Source organism: Vibrio alfacsensis (assembly GCF_019670485.1).
Taxonomy (GTDB): domain Bacteria; phylum Pseudomonadota; class Gammaproteobacteria; order Enterobacterales; family Vibrionaceae; genus Vibrio; species Vibrio alfacsensis.
This window is the reverse complement of record NZ_AP024165.1, coordinates 835,099-857,459: the sequence shown is the minus strand read 5'-3', so window position 1 is coordinate 857,459 and position 22,361 is coordinate 835,099. Positions and strand designations below refer to the sequence as shown.

17 protein-coding genes are annotated in these 22,361 nt (G+C 44.6%); 4 read left to right on the top strand and 13 right to left on the bottom strand.

Annotated features, from left to right (window positions below; genetic code table 11):
* Positions 1-603: 603 nt before the first annotated feature.
* Positions 604-3,972: an AraC family transcriptional regulator gene (locus tag VA249_RS04005; protein WP_221069042.1), complete on the bottom strand. Its 3,369-nt coding sequence runs from the start codon at positions 3,970-3,972 to the stop codon at positions 604-606.
* Between the two features lie 204 nt (positions 3,973-4,176).
* Positions 4,177-5,061 (bottom strand): zinc ABC transporter substrate-binding protein ZnuA, encoded by an 885-nt coding sequence (gene znuA, locus VA249_RS04000; protein WP_221069041.1) that lies wholly within the window; start codon positions 5,059-5,061, stop codon positions 4,177-4,179.
* 78 nt (positions 5,062-5,139) lie between these two features.
* Here znuA and znuC point away from each other — a divergent pair, with 78 nt between their 5' ends.
* Together znuC and znuB are read left to right on the top strand one after the other, a co-directional pair.
* Positions 5,140-5,928: a zinc ABC transporter ATP-binding protein ZnuC gene (gene znuC / locus VA249_RS03995; RefSeq protein ID WP_221069040.1), complete on the top strand. Its 789-nt coding sequence runs from the start codon at positions 5,140-5,142 to the stop codon at positions 5,926-5,928.
* Positions 5,921-6,706, top strand: coding sequence for a zinc ABC transporter permease subunit ZnuB (gene znuB, locus VA249_RS03990; protein WP_221069799.1), 786 nt, complete (start codon positions 5,921-5,923; stop codon positions 6,704-6,706). Before znuC ends, znuB begins: the two co-directional genes overlap by 8 nt.
* An 88-nt stretch (positions 6,707-6,794) precedes the next feature.
* Here the strand turns inward: znuB and sucD are convergent, their stop codons facing one another.
* From sucD to sdhC, 8 genes are all read right to left on the bottom strand, one after another.
* Positions 6,795-7,667, bottom strand: a complete 873-nt coding sequence (gene sucD / locus VA249_RS03985) for a succinate--CoA ligase subunit alpha (protein WP_099079337.1) — start codon at positions 7,665-7,667, stop codon at positions 6,795-6,797.
* Positions 7,667-8,833 (bottom strand): ADP-forming succinate--CoA ligase subunit beta, encoded by a 1,167-nt coding sequence (gene sucC, locus VA249_RS03980; RefSeq protein ID WP_005426700.1) that lies wholly within the window; start codon positions 8,831-8,833, stop codon positions 7,667-7,669. The genes sucD and sucC overlap by 1 nt, the downstream gene beginning before the upstream one ends.
* A gap of 202 nt (positions 8,834-9,035) precedes the next feature.
* The gene (odhB, locus tag VA249_RS03975) at positions 9,036-10,244 is read right to left on the bottom strand and encodes a 2-oxoglutarate dehydrogenase complex dihydrolipoyllysine-residue succinyltransferase (protein WP_221069039.1); all 1,209 of its coding nucleotides are present in this window, start codon (positions 10,242-10,244) and stop codon (positions 9,036-9,038) included.
* Between the two features lie 28 nt (positions 10,245-10,272).
* Positions 10,273-13,098, bottom strand: coding sequence for a 2-oxoglutarate dehydrogenase E1 component (gene sucA, locus VA249_RS03970; RefSeq protein ID WP_128811353.1), 2,826 nt, complete (start codon positions 13,096-13,098; stop codon positions 10,273-10,275).
* Between the two features lie 92 nt (positions 13,099-13,190).
* A complete protein-coding gene (locus VA249_RS03965) occupies positions 13,191-13,901 on the bottom strand; it encodes a succinate dehydrogenase iron-sulfur subunit (RefSeq protein WP_128812326.1) in 711 nt (236 codons plus the stop codon).
* 15 nt (positions 13,902-13,916) lie between these two features.
* Positions 13,917-15,683, bottom strand: coding sequence for a succinate dehydrogenase flavoprotein subunit (sdhA, locus tag VA249_RS03960; protein WP_221069038.1), 1,767 nt, complete (start codon positions 15,681-15,683; stop codon positions 13,917-13,919).
* Positions 15,684-16,028 carry a succinate dehydrogenase, hydrophobic membrane anchor protein gene (sdhD, locus tag VA249_RS03955; protein WP_128811355.1) on the bottom strand — a complete coding sequence of 115 codons (345 nt, stop codon included), beginning with the start codon at positions 16,026-16,028 and terminating at the stop codon, positions 15,684-15,686. It abuts the gene before it with no gap.
* Positions 16,022-16,414 (bottom strand): succinate dehydrogenase cytochrome b556 subunit, encoded by a 393-nt coding sequence (gene sdhC, locus VA249_RS03950; RefSeq protein WP_221069037.1) that lies wholly within the window; start codon positions 16,412-16,414, stop codon positions 16,022-16,024. Before sdhC ends, sdhD begins: the two co-directional genes overlap by 7 nt.
* Positions 16,415-16,809: 395 nt before the next feature.
* Between sdhC and VA249_RS03945 the strand changes: the two genes are divergently transcribed.
* Complete coding sequence (locus tag VA249_RS03945; RefSeq protein WP_211919793.1) at positions 16,810-18,099, top strand: citrate synthase; 1,290 nt, start codon at positions 16,810-16,812, stop codon at positions 18,097-18,099.
* A 71-nt stretch (positions 18,100-18,170) separates the two neighbouring features.
* On the opposite strand, the gene VA249_RS03940 is transcribed toward VA249_RS03945, so the two are convergent.
* Positions 18,171-18,929, bottom strand: coding sequence for a Nif3-like dinuclear metal center hexameric protein (locus VA249_RS03940; RefSeq protein ID WP_221069036.1), 759 nt, complete (start codon positions 18,927-18,929; stop codon positions 18,171-18,173).
* Positions 18,930-19,150: 221 nt separating this feature from the next.
* Here VA249_RS03940 and VA249_RS03935 point away from each other — a divergent pair, with 221 nt between their 5' ends.
* Entirely contained in the window at positions 19,151-19,930 is a 780-nt protein-coding gene (locus VA249_RS03935; protein WP_221069035.1) for a DUF1853 family protein, read from the top strand.
* A 69-nt stretch (positions 19,931-19,999) separates the two neighbouring features.
* On the opposite strand, the gene pgm is transcribed toward VA249_RS03935, so the two are convergent.
* Both pgm and seqA read right to left on the bottom strand, forming a co-directional pair.
* Positions 20,000-21,646, bottom strand: a complete 1,647-nt coding sequence (gene pgm, locus VA249_RS03930; protein ID WP_221069034.1) for a phosphoglucomutase (alpha-D-glucose-1,6-bisphosphate-dependent) — start codon at positions 21,644-21,646, stop codon at positions 20,000-20,002.
* Between the two features lie 94 nt (positions 21,647-21,740).
* Entirely contained in the window at positions 21,741-22,283 is a 543-nt protein-coding gene (seqA, locus tag VA249_RS03925; RefSeq protein ID WP_128811361.1) for a replication initiation negative regulator SeqA, read from the bottom strand.
* Positions 22,284-22,361 lie beyond the last annotated feature (78 nt).

The following is a 22,361-nucleotide window of genomic DNA, read 5'->3' as shown; positions in this document are numbered from 1 at the left end:
AACATCGAAAATGCAAAGATTAACCAATCAAGGATAAAAATAAACTCATTTAAAAACAACGCTTTAAGGCAATTTTGGCGTATTGTCGGATTAATCATATAATTATGTCGTTAATTTTATAAGAAAAATAAGTAAGTCCTCGTATAGTTAATCCATCGAGAGGGCAACCTCTCAATTGAATTCCAGAGGTGGCATGGAAACATGCCACTCCGGCAGCAAGCGAAGGTGTCATTGACACCCGTGGTATAGTCCCCCCGGCTATACCACGATATTTTTTTCTATCTCTTATCTCTTATCTCTTATCTCTTATCTCTTATCTCTTATCTCAAGAACTTTCCTAATACTTGCTATGCTATTCAATGCGCATTCTAGTACTCACTATTTAAACTTGCCCTACTTTCTCTCTAAACAAGCTAGCATCTAATATGCCCGTCAACGCAAAGCCCTCGCTAAAAGTCGCACACACATTTATATGAATTAATTTAAGATGTGAATGCGGCACCGAAGCTTAGGGGCCTTTAACAGTCACACTCGATGATGTCTCTTACAAAAATAAAAAGCCCAGCGACTAGGCTGGGCTAAACAAGAAATCTATGGCAGCATCTACACACTCGCTTGGCTATCTTGAGTCATTGCAAATTTTGATGGGGGCAAACCAAAGTGCAGTTTAAACTTCTGGCTAAAATACGATGGGTCATTAAAGCCGCAGTTGAATGCCACTTCGCTGATTTTCTCCCCCGCAAGCAATTGCTCACAAGCCGTTTCTAATCTTACCTCTGTCAGGTAATCTTTTAACGTTCTTGAAGAAGCCGATTTAAATCGTCGTTGAAGACTTCGTTCAGACATAAAGAGCATCTTGGCCGCTGATGCAGTTCCAAACTCGGCATCATGATAATGTTCATCGACTAACTGATAGACTTTTAACAGCCACTCTCTCTCCGCTGTCATGGTTTCTTCTTGCTGAGGTTCGTCAACAAATTCCGTTATGTTTTCCTCAACAGAAACCTGTTCTTGAGCTCGTGGCCAGAATATCTGAATCTTATTTTGCGCATCGGAGGTAAATATTGATAATTCACCGCCGCTAGCGTCGACTAAATCTTTCAGGTTATCAATGCTTAAATCACTGTTATTCATTAAGCGTGAATTCACCGCTTTATTCGACAATTGACTGCCATGGTCAATAAAACTCAGTGAAATGGTCTCATCGTTGTCTTCAATAATTACTTTAAGTGATTGCCCACGAAAAGAGCGCTTAATCACATTCGCGAATATACTGTTAAAAATGACATCAAGATTAAAGCTTACCAAGGCGATTCTGTGGGCTTTTTCTTCATCATGAAGATCGACACGAATGCCCACTTTATGGAAGTCTTCTTGCCATACATCAACAATAGATTGGGTAATTTGGCTCAAGTTATAGTTTTGGCTGTAGCCATTATTGCTCTCAGGTGCACGCTTCAATTCATTAAGCTGCCAATATGTCTTAGACAAATGGTCACTAGTGGCCGTATCAAGGTCGTTGAGTCTATTTTCCGCAATATAGTCAATACTCGCTTTAATCGAGAGTGCAACGTGATCAACCAATAAGTTTCTTACTTGAATTTGTTTCCTGAGTTGTTGATTGCTATTTAGTAGCACCCGGCTTTGATGCCTCAACTGATTTGTTTTTAACGTTACTTGCGCAGCCAGTTCTCGGTTTGCTTGTACAACATATCGAGAACGCCAATACACAACAACCACGACAAACAGCAATGAAGTTATCACAAACCCAATGATCGCTATCTTAGATAAATACCACGGTTTTAATACGGTAAACCGAGCTTCCAAGCCCACTTGATTATCTTTTCTCTGAGCATCATTACTCACTTGAAGGTGGTAATTCCCCGTATTCAAGTGTTCCAATGTCAACTGACGACCTTCAAGAACCTGCCAATTGTCTCCCTCATTCAATCGGTAATATATGTTTTGTCGGTCAGGATAAGGCATTACTCCGAATAAAAAACTCAACGACGATCCATAAGGCAATTCCATTCGCTCTAATTGTGCGCTTCCAACCTCTACAACGTTATCTTCAAATACGACCTGACTAACGATCAACTTTGACTCCGGAGTGTTTGAGACTAATAGCGTTGACGCGTCCGCCTTAACCAAACCATATTGAGAGCCAAAAAATAATGTTCTTTCACGTCCGTCTCCATGACGTATATCGCAGACTCCCATCAAAAATTCGTTATTAATCAAGCCCGATGATGACGGGTAATGCGTAAGCAATTGACCTGACAGTCGGTAATAACTCAAACCAACAGAAGATGATAACCAAACACCTTTTTCATCACTAACCATACAAGCAGGTCGAGAGTTCGGCACACTAAGTTCAACCACTTGTTTTAGCCTGCTCCCCGGAACCGTTTTGAATACACCGTAAGAAGAGGCAAACCACTGAGCACCATCAGCCGCGGTTACCATATCGACTGATTCACCATACTGCTGAGAAAAATCATTGAAGCGAATCCTTTCACCATCATATTCATACACACCGTGGTCAGTACCAATAAGTAGCGAGGAATCATAAGCATATAGCTGAGTAAGCTTGGCTGGTAAGTATCGACTTACAATCCAATCACTCCCCAAACTGTGCACCTTTTGTTTTTCAATATTGAGATTGAATAAATGGTAGCCACTTGAAAGCCAGATCTGCTGGGCATCATTAGAAACAATATGATCAATAGCTTTCTCTGAAAATTGGGATAAGAAAGGTAAGGTAACGAGGTTATAGTCCTCCATTCTCCTAAGTTCTAGGCCCTCAGATGTCGCTAACCAAAGATAGCCATCAAGCAAAGTAAACGCATTAATTCTCGATGGCACTTGAAGCACCTGATAGATCCCCGTAGGTGTCGAGCGGTACAACCTATGATCGTCTGAGAACCATAGCGAACCATCTGAACCGACTTCTGTTTGGCGAATTCGCCCTGAGAGTGACTGAGAGCCATGGCGACTAAAAACAATACGCTCAAACTGCTTACTGAACAGCGAATAATAACGAATGCCTTGATTGGTTGCGATCCACATCCCGCCCATGTTGTCATTGAGTAAGGCGTAAATCTTTGTATCGGCGAGTTCCAACTCTAAAAAACTTGCCGGTGCGACTTTAGTAATGTCACCGGTTAAAAACGAGTACAAATACAAGCCATGTTCCGTACCGATCCAATATTCCTTATTGCTTTCAGCAAACGTCAGCACATGCGATTCACCAATTCGAACCACTGGCTGACTCGGATCGTAAATATTAAAAACAAGTGCGCCTTTTAAGGTTCCGACTAATATTTCACGCCGAGCTGGTGAGTAATACACTTTTTCGATGTAATTCTTACCAGAACTCGTAACATGGTTAAACCGCTCACCATCTGACAAATAAACACCAGATGTTGTAGCAAGCACCCACTTAGTTTCTATAAAAATTGCGTCATTAATGTAAACATAGCTGTTGTTGCTGTGTTGATACAAGTGCAATAAAGAGGTCGATGTCAGCTCGTTAGTTGAAAGGTCATAAGTGTAGAAGTTCGCGCCATCGCTCACCCAAATGTAATTCCCTGAAGCACCAATTTTTCGAATTTGTGCACCTGGATTCAAACTAAAAATTAGCTGTCGTTCTTGATTTGGATAAGCTTGATAAACTTCATTTTCAACGAATGTCCAAAAGGAGCCTTTGTGAAAGGTTAGCTGTTCAGCTTGGTGATGCAGAAAACTACCGGACTTCGGCAGTGTATTTTGACCATCGTAAAAGAGCACCCGGCCATGGACATCGTGAATCCACAATCCCCCTTGGGCCCCAAGAAATAGCTGTTTTGCTGCAACGAACGTACCCTCTGCCTGGCTTGGTAGAGGATAAAATATGGAATTTGAACCATTCAAAGCAAAAACTGGGAATGAAAGTAAGAGCCCCAGTAAAACTTGGGACAAATAACGCAGCAAGATGAATATCCTTTATTCAATAATGATGAGCCGCTCTAGTACTCGTTAGACGTAAATCTAAAGGCCTATGTAGTTATTTTGAGCGGCTAATTATGAATAATAATATCTTAAATACTGCCGGATAAAAGTATCGCCTTAACTAAGGTTGCAATTCTTACTGTGAGATCACGATAAATACAGATTCAATTTAAGATGTAAGACGTATTACTGCTTACTCTGCAAGCACTGACTAAAGTTATTTGACAGCGTTTTGAGAAACACGAAGTAACTGCCAGGCTGCACTTCAATCTCGCTACCCAAAGGATCAAGCACACCAGTTCCTACATCACTCCCACGCATAACACTCTCAATCACTCCCGGGGTAAATTGAGGCTCTGAGAAAACACAAGCAACCTCACCAGATGCAAGCGTTTTACGAATATGAATCAGTGTTTTGGCTCCTGGTTTACGGTCTGGAGATACGGTGAAGTGCCCCAATTGATTTAATTGGTAACGCTCCTCAAAATATCCATAAGCATCATGGAAGACAAAATAGCCATTATTTTGGACAGGCGTAAGCTGCTGCTTAATCTCTGCATCTGTCGCTTTAAGCTGTTCTTTGAATTTTTGCAAATTTTTAGCATAGACATTCGCATTGCTTGGATCCACTTCCGCAAGTTTGTTGGCAATAACATTTGCCACTTGCTCAACTGGCGCAATTCCTAACCAAAAGTGCGGATCATGAGTACCGTGATGATGGCCATCATGGTCATGATTATGCTCACTACCAAACTCGCGTAACGACAAATCCGGGATTTGGCTCAATGTTAAAGTATTGTCTCTGTCAGTCACCACTTTTTCCAAAAACGGTTCAAGATCATGACCAAACCAAATAACGAGATCTGCTGATGCCACTTTCTTAACGTCGGACGGGCGCAGTGCATAATCGTGTGGCGAGGCATTATTCTGGAGTAAGACATCGGGAGTCGTAACACCATCCGTCAGCTCAGTTGTGATCATTTGAATCGGCTTAATACTGGTTAAAACCGTTACCGCATGAGCAGGCAAAGCTAACATTACTGAGACTGCAAGAATTATAGTTCTTTTCATAGTTTTACTTGGGGTATGGCGTTGAAAGTGCCATAATGTTACATTATAACACAATTGATTTGCAAATGAGTTTCATTCATGTCTTCACTAGTCCGTCTTGAACAACTGTGCGTCGAATTCGATGAGCGTAGAGTTCTCGACAATATCACCATGGAATTAGAAAAGGGCAAAATCACCACCCTAATTGGTCCCAACGGAGCGGGAAAATCGACATTAGTTAAAGTTATTTTAGGTCTACAAAAGCCAACCAGTGGCCAATTGACTAAAAAGCGCAAACTAAAAATTGGTTACGTTCCGCAAAAGCTGAAGCTTAATGACTCACTGCCGCTAAACGTTATCCGTTTTTTAAATTTGGCAGGAAAATACAGTAAACAAGAATGTATTGAAGCACTTAAACTTGTCGGAGCCGATCATCTGATTGGCAGCAATATGCATCGACTTTCTGGCGGTGAAAACCAACGTGTATTGTTAGCTAGAGCTTTATTGCAACGGCCAGAGCTTCTTGTGCTTGACGAACCTGCTCAAGGTGTTGATGTTCAAGGTCAAATTGATTTATATGACCTCATTGAAAGCATTCGCCATCGCTTTGATTGTGGCGTATTTATGGTATCCCATGACTTGCATTTAGTGATGGCAAAAACCGATGACGTCATTTGCCTCCACCATCATGTATGCTGCTCAGGCTCTCCTGCGACGATTACACAACATCCTTCCTACATTGCGCTATTCGGCAATGCAACACGAGAATCTTTGGCATTTTATCACCACGATCACGAACATCACCATCACGACTTATCCGGTTCACCGGTAAAAGGGGATGCGAACGCTTGCACTCACCATTCACACGGGCATCATCAACATGATTGAATTTCTATTACCCTCAATCCTGGCCGGTATTGGTATTGCAATTATCGCAGGTCCACTAGGTTCATTCGTGGTTTGGCGCAAAATGGCCTACTTTGGAGATACACTAGCACACGCTTCCTTAATGGGACTGGCGCTTGGTTTTCTGCTCAATATAAACCTATATCTCGCCTTATTAGTCTGCTGTTTAGCACTCGCTGTACTATTGGTGACTCTGCAAAAACAACAGCTCGTTGCTACCGACACCCTACTCGGTATTTTGGCCCATAGTGCGCTTTCGATCGGCTTAGTCTCAGTGAGTTTCTTAGACAATGTCCGTATTGATCTTATGAGCTACTTGTTTGGTGATTTACTTGCGGTATCTCCTCAAGATTTGATGTTCATCTATGCTGGTGTTGTTGCCGTTAGTGCATGCTTGTATATATTCTGGCGTCCTTTACTATCAAGTACTGTTAGCGAAGAATTAGCCGCTGTCGAGGGCGTAAATACTGACTTGGTTCGTTTAGTTCTAATGCTAATGGTGGGAGTAGTAATCGCAGTCGGCATGAAGTTTGTTGGTGCACTGATTATGACTTCCCTATTAATCATCCCAGCTGCAACCGCTCGTAAAGTATCATCATCACCGGAGCAAATGGCCTTTTTCGCTTCAATCATTGGTTCGATCGCCGTGCTCATGGGCTTAAGCCTTTCGTGGCACTTTGATACACCTGCAGGCCCATCCGTTGTGATTAGTGCGACAAGTTTGTTTATGTTAAGCCAGCTGATCCGACGCAAAGCTTAGATTATTAGAAAAAATTAAGCTATTGAAAATAAAAAACAAAAAAGCCTGCAACGTTGCAGGCTTTTTGTGTCTTGTTATTTGGTTTATCTTACCAACCCGTCACTTCACGCAGACCTTGACCAATCTCAGCTAGAGATTTTACAGTCTTAACGCCAGCTGCTTCTAGTGCTGCGAACTTGTCTTCTGCCGTACCTTTACCACCAGAGATGATTGCACCTGCGTGACCCATACGCTTACCAGGAGGAGCCGTAACACCCGCAATGTAAGAAACCACTGGCTTCGTTACGTTTTCTTTGATGTAAGCCGCAGCTTCCTCTTCCGCAGTACCACCGATCTCACCAATCATTACGATTGCTTCTGTTTCAGGGTCTTCTTGGAAAAGTTTCAGGATGTCGATGAAGTTTGAACCTGGAATTGGGTCACCACCGATACCAACACACGTAGATTGACCAAAGCCTTCGTCAGTCGTTTGCTTAACCGCTTCGTACGTTAGTGTACCTGAGCGAGAAACGATGCCCACTTTACCTTTCTTGTGGATATGACCAGGCATGATACCAATCTTACACTCATCAGGCGTGATAACACCCGGACAGTTAGGGCCAATCATGCGAACGCCAGTTTCCTCTAACTTCACTTTCACATCGATCATATCAATGGTTGGAATGCCTTCCGTAATTGTTACGATGAGCTCAATGCCAGCATCGATTGCTTCTAGGATTGCATCTTTACAGAATGGTGCTGGGACGTAGATTACTGTAGCCGTTGCGCCAGTCACTTCTACCGCTTCACGTACTGTGTTAAATACAGGAAGGCCAAGGTGAGTTTGACCACCTTTGCCTGGAGATACACCACCAACCATTTGTGTACCGTAAGCAATCGCCTGCTCTGAGTGGAAAGTACCTTGACCACCAGTGAAGCCCTGACAGATTACTTTAGTGTCTTTGTTAATTAGTACAGACATTATTTAGCCTCCGCAGCAGCAACAACTTTCTGAGCAGCATCTGTTAGCGACTCAGCAGCAATGATATCAACATCAGAATTAGCAAGAACTTCGCGACCTAGATCAGCATTAGTCCCTTCTAGACGAACAACAACAGGTACCGTTACACCGACTTCTTTCACGGCACCAATGATGCCTTCTGCGATCATGTCACAACGAACGATACCGCCGAAGATGTTTACTAGAACGGCTTTCACGTTGTCATCAGATAGGATGATCTTGAATGCTTCAGCTACGCGTTCTTTTGTTGCACCGCCACCTACGTCTAGGAAGTTCGCTGGCTTGCCACCGTGTAGGTTCACGATGTCCATTGTACCCATCGCTAGACCCGCGCCGTTAACCATACAGCCAACGTTACCATCTAGTGCTACGTAGTTCAGCTCCCACTGAGCTGCGTGCGCTTCACGCTCGTCTTCTTGTGAAGGATCGTGCATTTCACGAAGCTTAGGCTGACGATATAGTGCATTTGAGTCGATGTTGATCTTACCGTCAAGACACAGTAAGTTGCCTTCGCCAGTAATCACCAGTGGGTTGATCTCTAGTAGCGCTAGGTCGTACTGAGAGAACATAGTGCCAAGACCCATGAAGATCTTAACGAATTGTTTAATTTGGTCACCTTCAAGACCAAGTTTGAACGCTAGCTCACGACCTTGGTAAGCCTGAGGGCCTACTAATGGATCGATTGCTGCTTTGTGGATTAGCTCCGGCGTTTCTTCCGCAACTTTTTCAATTTCCACCCCACCTTCAGTCGAAGCCATGAAAACGATCTTACGAGTTGCACGGTCAACAACCGCACCAAGATAAAGTTCGTTGGCGATGTTAGACGCTTCTTCTACAAGGATTTTAGTAACAGGCTGACCATTTGCGTCTGTTTGGTAAGTCACCAAGTTCTTACCTAGCCATTTTTGTGCGAATTCTTTTACGCCATCTTTGGTGTCGTGTAGCTCAACGCCGCCCGCTTTACCGCGACCACCAGCGTGAACCTGACATTTTACAACTTTCTTTTCAGTAGTAATGCGACCCGCCGCTTCGAAAGCTTCTTGTGGCGTATCACATGCGTAGCCTTCCGGTACAGGCAAACCGAATTCTGCAAACAGCTGTTTGGCTTGGTATTCATGCAAATTCATTTTGATATTCCGTTTGTTTTTCCCTTAAGGGAATTATAATTTCCATAACACCGCTATGATTGCGGTACATCTGTAGGGTCTTCTCAAATCAACTGCTTATTGTATATCCGAGCAGTTCAAGTGAAGGCCAGACGCTGAGCCAGTCTAGCCTTAGCTACCGTAGACGTCGAGTCATCACAGGCAACTCGACGTTTTAGCGATATTAAACGTCTAATAGCAGACGTGCTGGATCTTCTAGTAACTCTTTAATCGTTACTAAGAAGCCCACTGATTCACGACCATCAATCAAACGGTGGTCGTAAGATAGGGCGAGATACATCATTGGCAAAATTTCTACTTTGCCATCCACCGCCATCGGACGCTCTTGAATTTTGTGCATACCCAAAATTGCAGATTGTGGTGGGTTGATGATCGGTGTCGACATCAATGAGCCAAATACACCACCGTTAGTAATAGTGAAGTTACCGCCCATTAGCTCATCCACCGTTAGCTTGCCGTCACGGCCTTTGATTGCTAACTCTTTAATGCCTTTTTCAACATCAGCAAAACCTAGGGTATCGCAGTCTTTTAGAACTGGCGTCACTAGGCCGCGTGGCGTTGATACCGCCATGCTGATGTCGAAGTAGTTGTGGTAAACAATGTCATCACCGTCAATTGACGCGTTTACTTCTGGGTAACGCTTCAGCGCTTCAGTTACAGCTTTCACGTAGAAAGACATGAAGCCTAAACGGATGCCATGACGCTCTTCGAATTGATCTTTGTATTGCTTACGAAGGTCCATGATTGGCTTCATGTTCACTTCGTTAAACGTGGTCAGCATTGCCGTGTTGTTTTTCGCTTCTAGAAGACGGTTTGCCACTGTCTTACGTAGACGCGTCATTGGAACACGTTTTTGACTGCGAGCCGCTGCTGGCGCTTCAACCGCCGCAGGTGTTTCTGCTTTCGGTGCGGCTTTTGCGTTAGCAAGATGCGCGTCAATGTCTTCACGAGTGATTCGACCACCAACCCCAGAACCTTTCACCTGGCTTGCCTCTAAGCCGTGTTCAGCAAGAAGGCGACGAACTGCAGGGCTTAACGCGTCATTAGTTTCTTCAGTCAATGTTGCTTTGTGACGTTTGTCAGGAGACGCTTGCGTATCTTCTGTCGTGTCTGCTGTTGGTTCGCCCGCAACTGCGCCCGGCTTAAGTCTTGCAATTAGCTGTTTAGAAAGGACTGTTGCGCCCTCTTCTTCAATGATTGCTTCTAGAACACCGGCTTCCGGAGCAGGAACTTCAAGCACCACTTTATCCGTTTCGATATCAACCAGAACTTCATCACGCTCTACTGCGTCGCCTGGTTTTTTGTGCCATGTCGCTACGGTTGCATCTGCAACTGATTCAGGTAAGTCTGGAACCAGAATTTCAATTGTCATAACTGTTTCTTCCTTTAACTTCTAGTTCTTAATTCGAAGTTGTTGAGTTCACATTCAGAGCGTCTTCAACCAACGCTTTTTGTTGTTTCAAGTGCACCGACATGTAGCCTACTGCTGGCGAAGCAGAAGCTGGGCGACCTGCGTATTTAAGATCTGCGCCTGCTGGAATAGCAGCACGGAAGTTATGTTGGCTACAGTACCAAGCGCCTTGGTTTTGAGGCTCTTCCTGACACCATACGAAATCTTCAACGTTCGTGTATTGTGCAATCGCCGCTTGTACTTCTTCCATCGGGAATGGGTACAGTTGTTCAATACGCACAATAGCTACATCATCTTGTTCGTTGTTGCGACGTTGCTCTAGCAGGTCGAAATACACTTTGCCAGAACAGAACACAACACGTTTCACTTTGCTTGCTTCCAGATTATCGATTTCCGGAATTGCAGGTTGGAATGTGCCATCAGACAATTCTTCCAATGTTGATGTACAAAGTGGATGACGCAGTAACGACTTAGGTGACATAACTATCAGTGGGCGACGCATCGGACGCACCACCTGACGACGGATCATGTGGTAAACCTGTGCTGGCGTAGATGGCACTACAACTTGCATGTTTTGTTCCGCACACAATTGCAAGTAACGCTCAAGACGCGCTGAGGAGTGCTCAGGGCCTTGACCCTCATAGCCATGTGGAAGAAGCATCGTCAAGCCACACAGACGAGCCCATTTTTGCTCACCGGACGAGATGAATTGGTCAATCACAACCTGTGCGCCGTTTGCGAAGTCTCCGAACTGTGCTTCCCAAATTGTTAGACCACTTGGCTCTGCCGTTGCGTAACCGTATTCAAATGCCAATACCGCTTCTTCAGACAACACTGAGTCAAAGACTTGGAATGGACCTTGTTTGTCATGAATATTAGCAAGCGGAATGTAGGTACTTGCGTCATTTTGGTTATGCAGCACCGAGTGACGGTGGAAGAAAGTACCACGGCCTGAATCCTGACCAGAGATACGAATACGCTTACCATCATCGACGATCGTCGCATAAGCTAACGTTTCTGCCATACCCCAATCGATCGCTTTTTCACCGCTAATCATGGCAGCACGATCGTTGTAAAGCTTGTTTACACGGCTTTGTAGCTTATGGCTATCCGGGTATTGAATGAGACGCTGACCAAGTTCTTTTAGACGTGTTTCATCGAACTTGCTTTCCCAGGCAACATCCCAGTCATGACCTAGATACGGAGACCAGTCAACCGAATGCAATGCCATTGGACGCCACTCTTTTACCACAACTTCACCTTTATCCAGTGCGTCACGGTATTCATTAACAAGCTGTGTAGCGACTTCAATGTCTGATTCGTTTTTGTCGATCAATACATCTGCGTATAGCTTACGAGGCGTTGGATGCTTCTTGATTTTCTGGTACATCAACGGCTGAGTCGCATTCGGCTCATCCGCTTCGTTATGACCATGACGACGGTAACAAACCAAATCAATCACAACATCACGCTTAAACTCGTTGCGGTAATCCAATGCGATACGTGTTACGAAAGCGACCGCTTCTGGATCGTCAGCATTAACGTGGAAAATAGGCGCCTGCACCATCTTCGCGATGTCAGTACAGTACATGGTCGAGCGTGTATCACGAGGGTTAGAGGTTGTAAAACCAACTTGGTTGTTTACAACAATACGCACTGTACCACCGACACAGAAACCACGCGCAAGAGACATGTTGAATGTCTCTGCTACCACACCTTGACCAGCAATCGCTGAGTCACCATGAATAGTGATTGGCAGCACGCGACTGCCCTCAAAATCACCTAAGCGATCTTGGCGAGCTCGCACAGAACCGATAACGACTGGGTTTACAATCTCAAGGTGAGATGGGTTAAAGGCTAACGCAAGGTGAACATCGCCACCTGGTGTCGCAAAGTCAGCAGAGAAACCTTGGTGGTACTTAACATCACCCGTACCCCATGTATCATCGTGTTTACCCGCAAACTCATCGAACAAATCTTGTGGCTTCTTACCAAGAACGTTGACCAGCATGTTCAAACGTCCACGGTGAGCCATACCGATAACCACTTCACGCATGCCACTCTTACCAGCATGACGAATCAGCTCTTTTGTCATCGGAATCAGTGCATCACCACCCTCTAGTGAAAAACGCTTTGCGCCTGGGAATTTAGCGCCCAAGTAACGCTCAAGACCTTCAGCAGCCGTTAGCTCCTCAAGGAATGTACGTTTTTCGTCTTTATCGAAAGATGGCTGACCTACGACAGACTCTAAACGTTGTTGAATCCAACGCTTTTGCTCTGTGTCAGTCATGTGCATGTATTCGGCACCGATAGAACCACAGTAAGTCTTCTTCAGTGCTGAGTAGATATCTTTCAACTGCATCGTCTCTTGGCCAACGGCAAAAGAACCTACGTTGAAAGTTTCTGCGAAGTCATCTTCGGTGAGATTGTGGAATGCAGGGTCCAGCTCCGCCACAGGTGGACGTTGCCATAGACCTAGAGGATCGAGCTCTGCAGCTTCATGACCGCGGAAGCGGTATGCGTTGATAAGCTGAAGAACTTTTACTTGCTTAGCGTCGACATCTGGATCACTAACTTGGACACTGTAATGCTTTGTTTCTTGAGCGAGTCGTCGGAAGTAGTCACGGACACGCGAATGTGGCTGTTCAACCACTTCTTCTGAGTTCTTAGGCAACTCATCAAATACGCGTTTCCACTCCTCACTTACCAGATCGGGATCACTTAGATACAGTTCGTAGAGGTCCTCTACATACGTTGCATTGGCGCCAGCCAAGTGTGAAGACTCGAGCCATGCCTTCATCACGCCGTTGTGCATATTTTCCCTTAACCAGTAGTTTTCACGTTTGCTTCGGTCTGCGCCGAGCTATTAAGAGCCGACCTAAGTAGGTCGGCAATTTTTGTTGTTAATTAAATCGAACGATTCACCAGCATCGACTTAATATGTCCGATAGCTTTCGTTGGATTTAGCCCCTTAGGACAAACACTTACACAATTCATGATGCCATGGCAACGAAAAACGCTAAATGCATCATCAAGATCGGACAAACGTTCATCAGTTGCCGTATCTCGGCTATCAATTAACCAACGATAGGCCGCGAGTAAACCAGCAGGGCCGATAAATTTGTCTGGATTCCACCAGAAAGATGGGCAAGAAGTCGTACAACATGCACACATGATACATTCGTACAATCCATCTAAATGTGCACGTTCATCTGGTGACTGTAAGTTTTCTCTTGATGGTGGCAACGCGCCGTCATCAATCAAGAAAGGCTTAACTTTTGCATAGTTATCATAGAACTGTGTCATGTCAACGATAAGATCGCGCACTACTGGTAGCCCTGGTAGCGGTCTGATGACAATCTGTTCGCCAGATAAAGCAGAAAGTGGAGTAATACACGCTAAGCCATTTTTGCCGTTCATGTTGAGGCCATCTGAACCACATACACCCTCACGACAAGAGCGACGAAATGCAATCGTTGGATCTTGCTCTTTTAGCAGAATAAGTGCATCCAGAACCATCATGTCTGAACCTTCATCCACTTCAAGGACATAGTCTTTCATGTATGGTTTTGTATCAACATCTGGATTGTAGCGATACAAAGAGAAGTTAAGTTTCATCGTCATTTCCTCCTCTTAGTATGTACGTACTTTTGGTGGGAACGCCTCACGGTGGGTCGGCGTCATATTTACATCACGCTTGGTCATCGCTTCTGTTTCCGGGTTGTAAATTGAGTGGCATAGCCAGTTCTCATCATCACGCTCTGGGAAGTCGAATCGGGCATGTGCACCACGGCTTTCTGTACGGTAGTTTGCTGCGACCGCTGTCGAGAAAGCCGTTTCCATCAAGTTATCCAATTCAAGACACTCAATACGCTGCGTGTTGAACTCTGAGGACTTATCAGCAAGATGTGCATTTTGTAGACGGTCTCGAATGACTTTCAATTCTTCTAGGCCGGTCGCCATTGCGTCCCCCTCTCGGAATACCGAGAAGCTATTTTGCATACAAGATTGTAAATCTTTGCGGATTTGAACTGGGTCTTCGCCGCCTTTACTGTTTTCCCAACGCATGGTACGTGCAAGAGACGCTTCAATATCAGATTCTGTTGCCGGGCGAGCCTCAGCTTGCGCTGCCAATGTTTCACCAAGGTGCAGGCCTGTTGCGCGGCCAAATACCACAAGGTCAAGCAGTGAGTTACCACCTAGACGGTTCGCACCATGTACCGATACTGATGCGATTTCACCACAAGCATACAAACCTTGAACTTCAACATCGCTGCCGTCAGCCATTTGTTTGATCGCTTGACCAGAAACCTGAGTCGGTACACCGCCCATCATGTAGTGACACGTAGGGATAACTGGAATTGGTTCTTTAACTGGGTCAACGTGAGCGAACGTGCGTGAAAGTTCACAGATGCCGGGTAGGCGTGACTCAAGAACATCTTTACCTAGGTGATCCAGTTTCAGCTTAATATGTGGTCCCCAAGGTCCATCACAACCACGACCTTCACGGATTTCAATCATCATTGAGCGCGCAACAACATCACGACCCGCAAGATCTTTCGCGTTTGGTGCGTAACGTTCCATAAAGCGTTCGCCGTCTTTGTTTAGAAGGTAACCACCTTCACCACGACAGCCCTCTGTTACTAGAACACCTGCGCCAGCAATGCCTGTTGGGTGGAACTGCCACATTTCCATGTCTTGCATCGGAACGCCAGCGCGCAGCGCCATACCAACGCCGTCACCGGTATTAATATGAGCATTGGTTGTAGACGCATAGATACGACCCGCACCACCTGTTGCTAGGATGGTTGCTTTCGATTTAAAGTAACAAATCTCGCCCGTTTCCATACAAATAGCCGTACAACCCATGATTGCGCCATCTTGGTTTTTCACCAAGTCTAGTGCGTACCATTCAGAGAAAATCGTGGTTTTGTGTTTTACGTTTTGCTGGTAGAGAGTATGAAGAAGCGCGTGACCAGTACGGTCCGCTGCCGCTGCCGTACGTGCAGCTTGCTCACCACCAAACTCTTTAGACTGGCCACCAAATGGGCGTTGGTAAATAGAGCCATCATCAAAACGAGAAAATGGTAAGCCCATCTTCTCTAGCTCAATAACAGACTCAGGGCCGTTCTTACACATGTACTCAATCGCATTCTGATCACCGATGTAATCTGAACCTTTTACTGTGTCGTACATATGCCATTGCCAATCATCCTTATGCGAGTTACCTAGCGCAACGGTAATACCACCTTGCGCCGAAACCGTATGAGAACGAGTTGGGAAAACTTTAGACAGCAAAGCACAAGATAGGCCTTGCTCTGAAATTTGCAGTGCAGCGCGCATGCCCGCACCACCAGCGCCGATTACTACGGCATCAAATTCACGAACTGGAATAGACACTTACGCACCCCACAAAATAAATAGACCAGAGAAGACATAACCGAATAGCACGGCAATTACACCAAGTTGTAGTGCGCCACGAAGTTTCGCGCACTTAATGTAATCCGTTAACACTTGCCACAGGCCAATCCATGCATGGATAAGAACGGAAACAAGGGCCAACATGGTGAAGACTTTAGTGAATGTACCACCAAAGAATTGGGTCCAAGATGCGTAAGAGATATCCGAGAAAGCACAAAAGCTCACCAGATAAATCGTATATAACGTCATAATGATGGCTGACGCGCGAATAAGTAGGAAATCGTGCACACCATTACGACCAAATGAAGATACGTGTTTTACCATACCAAGATCCCCGCCAATAGTGATAGCACTGCAGTTGCACCGAACGTAACTTTAGCGCTCATCGCGCCTGATTCGAGCTCTTCGAAATGACCTAAGTCCATCAATAGATGACGAACGCCACCAGCAATATGGTAGGCAAGTGCAGTTAGGATGCCCCATAGAATCAGTTTCACGAAGAAGCCATCAACAATGTCTGCGGCTTCCATAAAACCTATCGGGGATGACAGAGATATGGACAGTAACCAAAGTAATATACCCACCGCAACACACGTAATCACACCAGAGACACGGTGTAGGATTGACGCGATTGCTGTGATGGGAAAGCGGATGGTCTGTAAATCTAAATTAACAGGTCTTGACTTTCTTTCTTTCACGGGCTTGCTCACTCAGCTCCATTGAGCATTTATTGTTATAACCAATTTCAGCTTCCAAATGTGCAAAAGTTAACAATTGATTAACAAATAACCCCAACAATCCAAGAGATAATTGTAAATGAGTTGTTAACTGTCGAGTGCTATAAACAAACCTCACTTTTGTTTTTAGACCCGAACTTATAAGGATTTAACCAAAATTTTCTGAGCCAATATACGGCTAGCAACATTCTAATACAATTGATGTAACAAATTATGCTACATAGAACAGATTTTTAACGATTTTCATGAGAAAAATCATAACAAGTGCACACAAAGATGGAGAAAAATTGACTTTAAGCTTTAACAACAGTACAAAAATGGCACATAAACATCCTGGACGGATTAAATAATAAGCAAAGGAGATTGTTATGGCGGATAAGAAAGCGACCCTTCATGTTGAAGGTCATGCGCCAATCGAGCTACCAATTATGGATGGTACTATTGGTACGCCTGTAATTGACGTTCGTAAACTGGGAGCCAATGGTTACTTTACTTTTGACCCTGGTTTTCTTGCCACTGCATCTTGTGAATCATCAATCACTTATATCGATGGCGGCAAAGGTATTCTTTTGCACCGTGGTTATCCGATTGATCAATTAGCCAATAACGCAGACTACTTAGAAGTTTGTTATATCCTGCTATACGGTGAAGCCCCAACCCGTGACCAATATGAGCAATTCAAAACAACCGTAACTCGCCACACTATGGTGCATGAGCAAATCGCAAGCTTCTTCCATGGCTTCCGTCGTGATGCTCACCCAATGGCGGTGATGTGTGGTGTTGTTGGTGCACTAGCAGCGTTCTACCACGACTCACTAGACATCAATAATGATGAGCACCGTGAGATTGCCGCGTATCGACTCATCTCAAAAATGCCAACACTGGCGGCGATGTGTTACAAGTACTCTATCGGCCAACCATTTATCTACCCTCGTAATGATCTAAGTTACGCAGAAAACTACCTGCACATGATGTTTGCTAATCCATGTGAAGAGTACGAAGTGAACCCAGTTGTGGCTCGTGCGATGGATAAAATCTTTACGCTCCACGCAGACCACGAACAAAACGCTTCAACATCAACGGTTCGTCTATCAGGCTCATCTGGTGCAAACCCATTTGCCTGTATTGCCGCAGGTATTGCTTCTCTATGGGGCCCTGCTCACGGTGGTGCGAATGAAGCGTGTCTGAAGATGCTTGAAGAAATCGGCAGTGTCGATAACATTCCTGAATTTGTAGAGCGCGCAAAAGACAAAGACGACCCATTCCGTTTAATGGGCTTTGGTCACCGCGTATACAAAAACTACGACCCTCGTGCTACTGTGATGCGTGAAACCTGTCACGAAGTGCTAAAAGAGCTAAACATTAAAGATCCACTACTAGATGTAGCGATGGAGCTTGAACGTATTGCACTTTCTGACGAATATTTCGTATCTAAGAAGCTATACCCGAACGTAGACTTCTACTCAGGTATTATCCTAAAAGCGATCGGTATTCCAGTCTCGATGTTTACGGTAATCTTCGCGATTTCTCGTACTATCGGTTGGATTGCTCACTGGAACGAAATGCACAGCGACCCACTAAACCGTATTGGTCGTCCTCGTCAGCTATACATGGGTGAAAGTCAGCGCGATTTTGCTCCTCTGCATGAGCGCGAATAAGCTCTAAGATCTAAGCTCTAAGAAAAACAAAAAAGGGTTGCAATGTAAATCGCAACCCTTTCTGTTTGAACTTAAACGGGATTGTCAATATCGATAAACTCTACATCCAACCCATGTTCTGCTGCGAGCCACTCACCTAACGCTTTGATGCCATAACGCTCAGTTGCATGATGCCCTGCCGAAAAATAGTGAATATCCAACTCTCGAGCAGTGTAAGTTGTTCGCTCTGAAATCTCACCGGAGATGAAAGCGTCTAGACCATGCTGTGCAGCAAGCTCAATGTAATCTTGTCCGCCCCCTGTACACCAACCTACCGTCTCAATCAATTTGTCGGCATTGTTAGGCTCGATATGCAGAGGCTCACGGTTTAATACTCGTTGGATTTTTTTTGCGAACTCAGCACCAGTCATCGCTTGTTTCAAACGACCAAACATTGCCACAGACTGTGGGTGACCTTCTAGCCCACCTTCCACGTTAATATTCAACAAACGTGCAAGCTCAGCGTTATTGCCTAATTCTGGATGAATATCTAACGGTAAATGGTAACCGTAAAGATTAATATCATTTTTAATCAAGCTGCGAATACGCTTTCCTTTCATTCCTCGAATGGGCTCTGGTTCACCTTTCCAAAAGTATCCATGGTGAACAAGCAATGCATCAGCCTCTACCTCGATGGCTCTATCAATCAATGCTTGGGAAGCGGTTACGCCAGTTACGATACGTTTGATTTCTGATTTACCCTCAACTTGCATACCGTTAGGTGCATAATCTTTAATGAGTTGAGGGGATAATTTCTCGTTCAGGATCTTTTCTAGCTGTAAATTATTCATTATCACTTCCAATATTTTTAGCTTATTGGAAGTGTATATCGAACCACAATCAGGATGCTAGTTGTGGCATCCCCAACCTGAAAAAATTTCGATACAATACATTCAAGTAACTCAAAGAGACAAGATTCAGCGCTCGTCACTTAGCCAAACCTCTTAACGTCGCATAGGCAAATAAGTGCTTGGGTAAATAAGTGCTTTCCTCGTAATTACAAGGACAATGGATGAACTCACTACAACGCTTTTATCAATGGATTGCTAACACGCCTCCACTCTTCAAAGTCACTCCCCCTTTTATCACTGTTGATAATATCCCTACCTTACCCCTGTCAAGAGATGAAACCTATAATGGGAACTCTCGACTCGGCTTCTTATACCAACACCTTTGCACCAAACTCCTGACTGATTCATCACGGTATGAGTTCATTGCCGATGAAATTCAACTGAATGACTCAAAGGGTCGAACGATTGGGGCGGTTGATTTAATACTTAAAAATCTTGAAGACGAAGAATACGAACACTGGGAAGTTGCGATTAAGTTCTATTTGTTACATCAGGGGATTTGGTATGGGCCGAACGCTCACGACCAATTGCACAAAAAGTTAGATCGTATGTTGACTCATCAGCTCAAAATGAGCCAAAGGGAAGAGTTTCATCAACAATTGCTATTGGATAAAAACCCTGTTGAACGCTTACTGATACAAGGGCGGCTTTACATCAATCCTTTTAGTCGAGAAAACGTTCCTAAAGCTTGCTTAGGCTACGACTTAGATCCTAATCAGGTCACTGGCTATTGGTGCTATCAAAGCCAATGGGAGCAAATCGGCGAACCACTTTACGCCCTTTCCAAGCCACAATGGGTAATTGGTACCAATGAGTACTTAACGCCAATCGACAAACCATCAAATCGATTTATTCACGCTCAAACTCAAAACGGTCAATTTTGGTTCATCGTTGAAGATTCTTGGCCTAATCATGCCGATACAGGGAACACAGAAAAATAAATGTTTAGTACTTAGAGCCGAAAAAAAGGGCTGACACATGGTCAGCCCTTAAAGAAAATACCGTCTCGATTACAGGCCTGCGGCTGCAAATACTTGATTAACAATTTCTTGTGCTTCTGCTTCGATTTGTTTTAGGTGCTCTTCACCTTTAAAGCTTTCACAGTAAATTTTATAAATGTCTTCTGTGCCTGATGGGCGAGCAGCGAACCAACCATTAGCTGTCGTTACTTTAAGACCACCAATTGCAGCACCATTACCTGGAGCGTGCGTTAGACGTGCAGTGATTGCATCACCCGCTAGTGTTTCCGCTGCAACCATTTCTGGTGACAACTTCTTCAATACGTCTTTTTGTGGGCCATTCGCTACAGCTTGAATACGGTTGTACTTAGACTCGCCATGCTTAGCAGCCAACTCTTCATAGTAGTCTTGTGGGTTCTTACCTGTTACTGCCGTGATCTCTGCTGCTAGAAGACATAGCAAGATACCATCTTTGTCTGTTGACCAAGGCGTGCCATCTTTACGAAGGAAAGACGCACCCGCACTTTCTTCACCGCCAAAACCAAACTTACCAGTGTATAGGCCATCAACAAACCATTTGAAACCAACAGGTACTTCGCAAAGCTCGCGACCTAGATCAGCCACAACACGGTCAATCAGAGCACTTGATACTAGCGTTTTACCAACAGCAACGTCTTTACCCCACGCATCACGATGACGGTATAGGTAATCGATACACACTGCTAGAAAGTGGTTCGGGTTCATCAAACCTTTTGGCGTTACGATACCATGACGGTCATAGTCAGGGTCGTTACCAAATGCCAAGTCGTATTCGTCTTTAAGTGCCAATAAACCTGCCATTGCGTAAGGCGAAGAACAGTCCATACGCACTACGCCATCTTTGTCTAGAGACATGAATTGGAAAGATGGATCAATCGCTTCACTCACTAGTGTGAGGTCTAGGTTGTATGCCTTGCCAATTTGACGCCAGTAATCGATACCGCTGCCACCTAGTGGATCAACACCAATCTTAATATTTGCTTTCTGAATGGCTTCCATATCGATAACGTTCACTAGATCATCGATGTATGGTTTCACCAAGTCCATCTCGACAAATAGATCCGATGCTTTCGCTTCTGCTAATGGTAGGCGTTTAACGCCTTGCAAACCTTCAGCAATCAGAGCGTTCGCACGATCTTCGATCGCTTGAGTTAGTTCAGCCTCTGCTGGGCCACCATGCGTCGGGTTGTATTTGATACCGCCATCTTGTGGTGGGTTGTGAGATGGTGTAATTACGATACCATCTGCTTTGTCATCGTGCGTGATGTTGTAAGTTAATATCGCATGGGAAATACCCGGCGTTGGTGTGTAGCCATTGTCTTCCTGCACAATCACTTTCACGCCATTTGCAATCAGCACTTCAATCACACTAGAAAACGCAGGCTCCGACAACGCATGCGTGTCTTTACCCACAAACAGTGGACCCGTTGTACCTTGCTCAGCACGAACTTCCGCTACCGCTTGAGCAATCGCTAAAATGTGGCTTTCGTTAAAGGTGTGCTTATCTGCGGTGCCGCGGTGGCCAGAAGTGCCAAATTGAACTTTGTGTTCTGCATTCGCCGCATCTGGTTGAAGTAAGAAGTAGTTAGCAACGAGTGCTGGGATATTGTGAAGATCTTCCTGCTGCGCTTTTTGCCCAGCACGAGGGTGCATAGCCATGTTTGACATCCTTTCTAAAAATATACTTACAAAATCAAAAAAGCCTCATAATATCCGCTAAACGCTACACATTATGAGGCTTCTATCAGGTTTCTTAAATTGAACCTGTCACTTTTTCTATTAAGTCCGGTTGGAATTCCATATTAGCCATCACTTGTTCAACCATTTGTCGTTTACGACTGGTGTTGTTATTCGTGATTACCCAAAACGGTGTTCCTGGGATTGCTTTTGGTTTGGTAGTATTGCCATTCGCCAATAGCGTTTCTTCATTGTCAGCAAAGTAAACACGCTTGCGTCCTTTTACTTTGGTCGCCTGAGAGAAACCCTCTGGATTCAATTGATGTAAGGTTGATAGCACCAACATGAAGCGATCAATCGCTTTCTTTAATCCGGCAAATTCATCAGAAATCAGCAGAGAACGCATCTCTTTCACTAAGTCTACAGAATCTGTTTTACCCGCATCTTTACTTACTACAATACCTTGAGGCTGCTCGATAACAGGAGCAAGTTCTGCTTCCTGCAACTGGCCATCAAGGTTTAAAAGGCGTCGCAAAATATCCGAGGCGCTTTCACCGATATGCATAGTTTGACTTGCAATAAAACGGTATAGATCCTCATCAACCTCAATTGTTTTCATTCGCTTTTCACATTCTCAATGTTTAAACTCTGGGGGATTATAACGAGATCCTCACGGATACTCCACGTTAAACCCATC

Excerpts from the sequence above, each read along its gene's own strand:
- znuA (WP_221069041.1), bottom strand. The coding sequence starts at position 5,061 with ATGAAAAGAACTATAATTCTTGCAGTCTCAGTAATGTTAGCTTTGCCT.
- znuC (WP_221069040.1), top strand. The coding sequence starts at position 5,140 with ATGTCTTCACTAGTCCGTCTTGAACAACTGTGCGTCGAATTCGATGAG.
- znuB (WP_221069799.1), top strand. The coding sequence starts at position 5,921 with ATGATTGAATTTCTATTACCCTCAATCCTGGCCGGTATTGGTATTGCA.
- sucD (WP_099079337.1), bottom strand. The coding sequence starts at position 7,667 with ATGTCTGTACTAATTAACAAAGACACTAAAGTAATCTGTCAGGGCTTC.
- sucC (WP_005426700.1), bottom strand. The coding sequence starts at position 8,833 with ATGAATTTGCATGAATACCAAGCCAAACAGCTGTTTGCAGAATTCGGT.
- odhB (WP_221069039.1), bottom strand. The coding sequence starts at position 10,244 with ATGACAATTGAAATTCTGGTTCCAGACTTACCTGAATCAGTTGCAGAT.
- sucA (WP_128811353.1), bottom strand. The coding sequence starts at position 13,098 with ATGCACAACGGCGTGATGAAGGCATGGCTCGAGTCTTCACACTTGGCT.
- VA249_RS03965 (WP_128812326.1), bottom strand. The coding sequence starts at position 13,901 with ATGAAACTTAACTTCTCTTTGTATCGCTACAATCCAGATGTTGATACA.
- sdhD (WP_128811355.1), bottom strand. The coding sequence starts at position 16,028 with ATGGTAAAACACGTATCTTCATTTGGTCGTAATGGTGTGCACGATTTC.
- VA249_RS03945 (WP_211919793.1), top strand. The coding sequence starts at position 16,810 with ATGGCGGATAAGAAAGCGACCCTTCATGTTGAAGGTCATGCGCCAATC.
- VA249_RS03940 (WP_221069036.1), bottom strand. The coding sequence starts at position 18,929 with ATGAATAATTTACAGCTAGAAAAGATCCTGAACGAGAAATTATCCCCT.
- VA249_RS03935 (WP_221069035.1), top strand. The coding sequence starts at position 19,151 with ATGAACTCACTACAACGCTTTTATCAATGGATTGCTAACACGCCTCCA.
- pgm (WP_221069034.1), bottom strand. The coding sequence starts at position 21,646 with ATGGCTATGCACCCTCGTGCTGGGCAAAAAGCGCAGCAGGAAGATCTT.
- seqA (WP_128811361.1), bottom strand. The coding sequence starts at position 22,283 with ATGAAAACAATTGAGGTTGATGAGGATCTATACCGTTTTATTGCAAGT.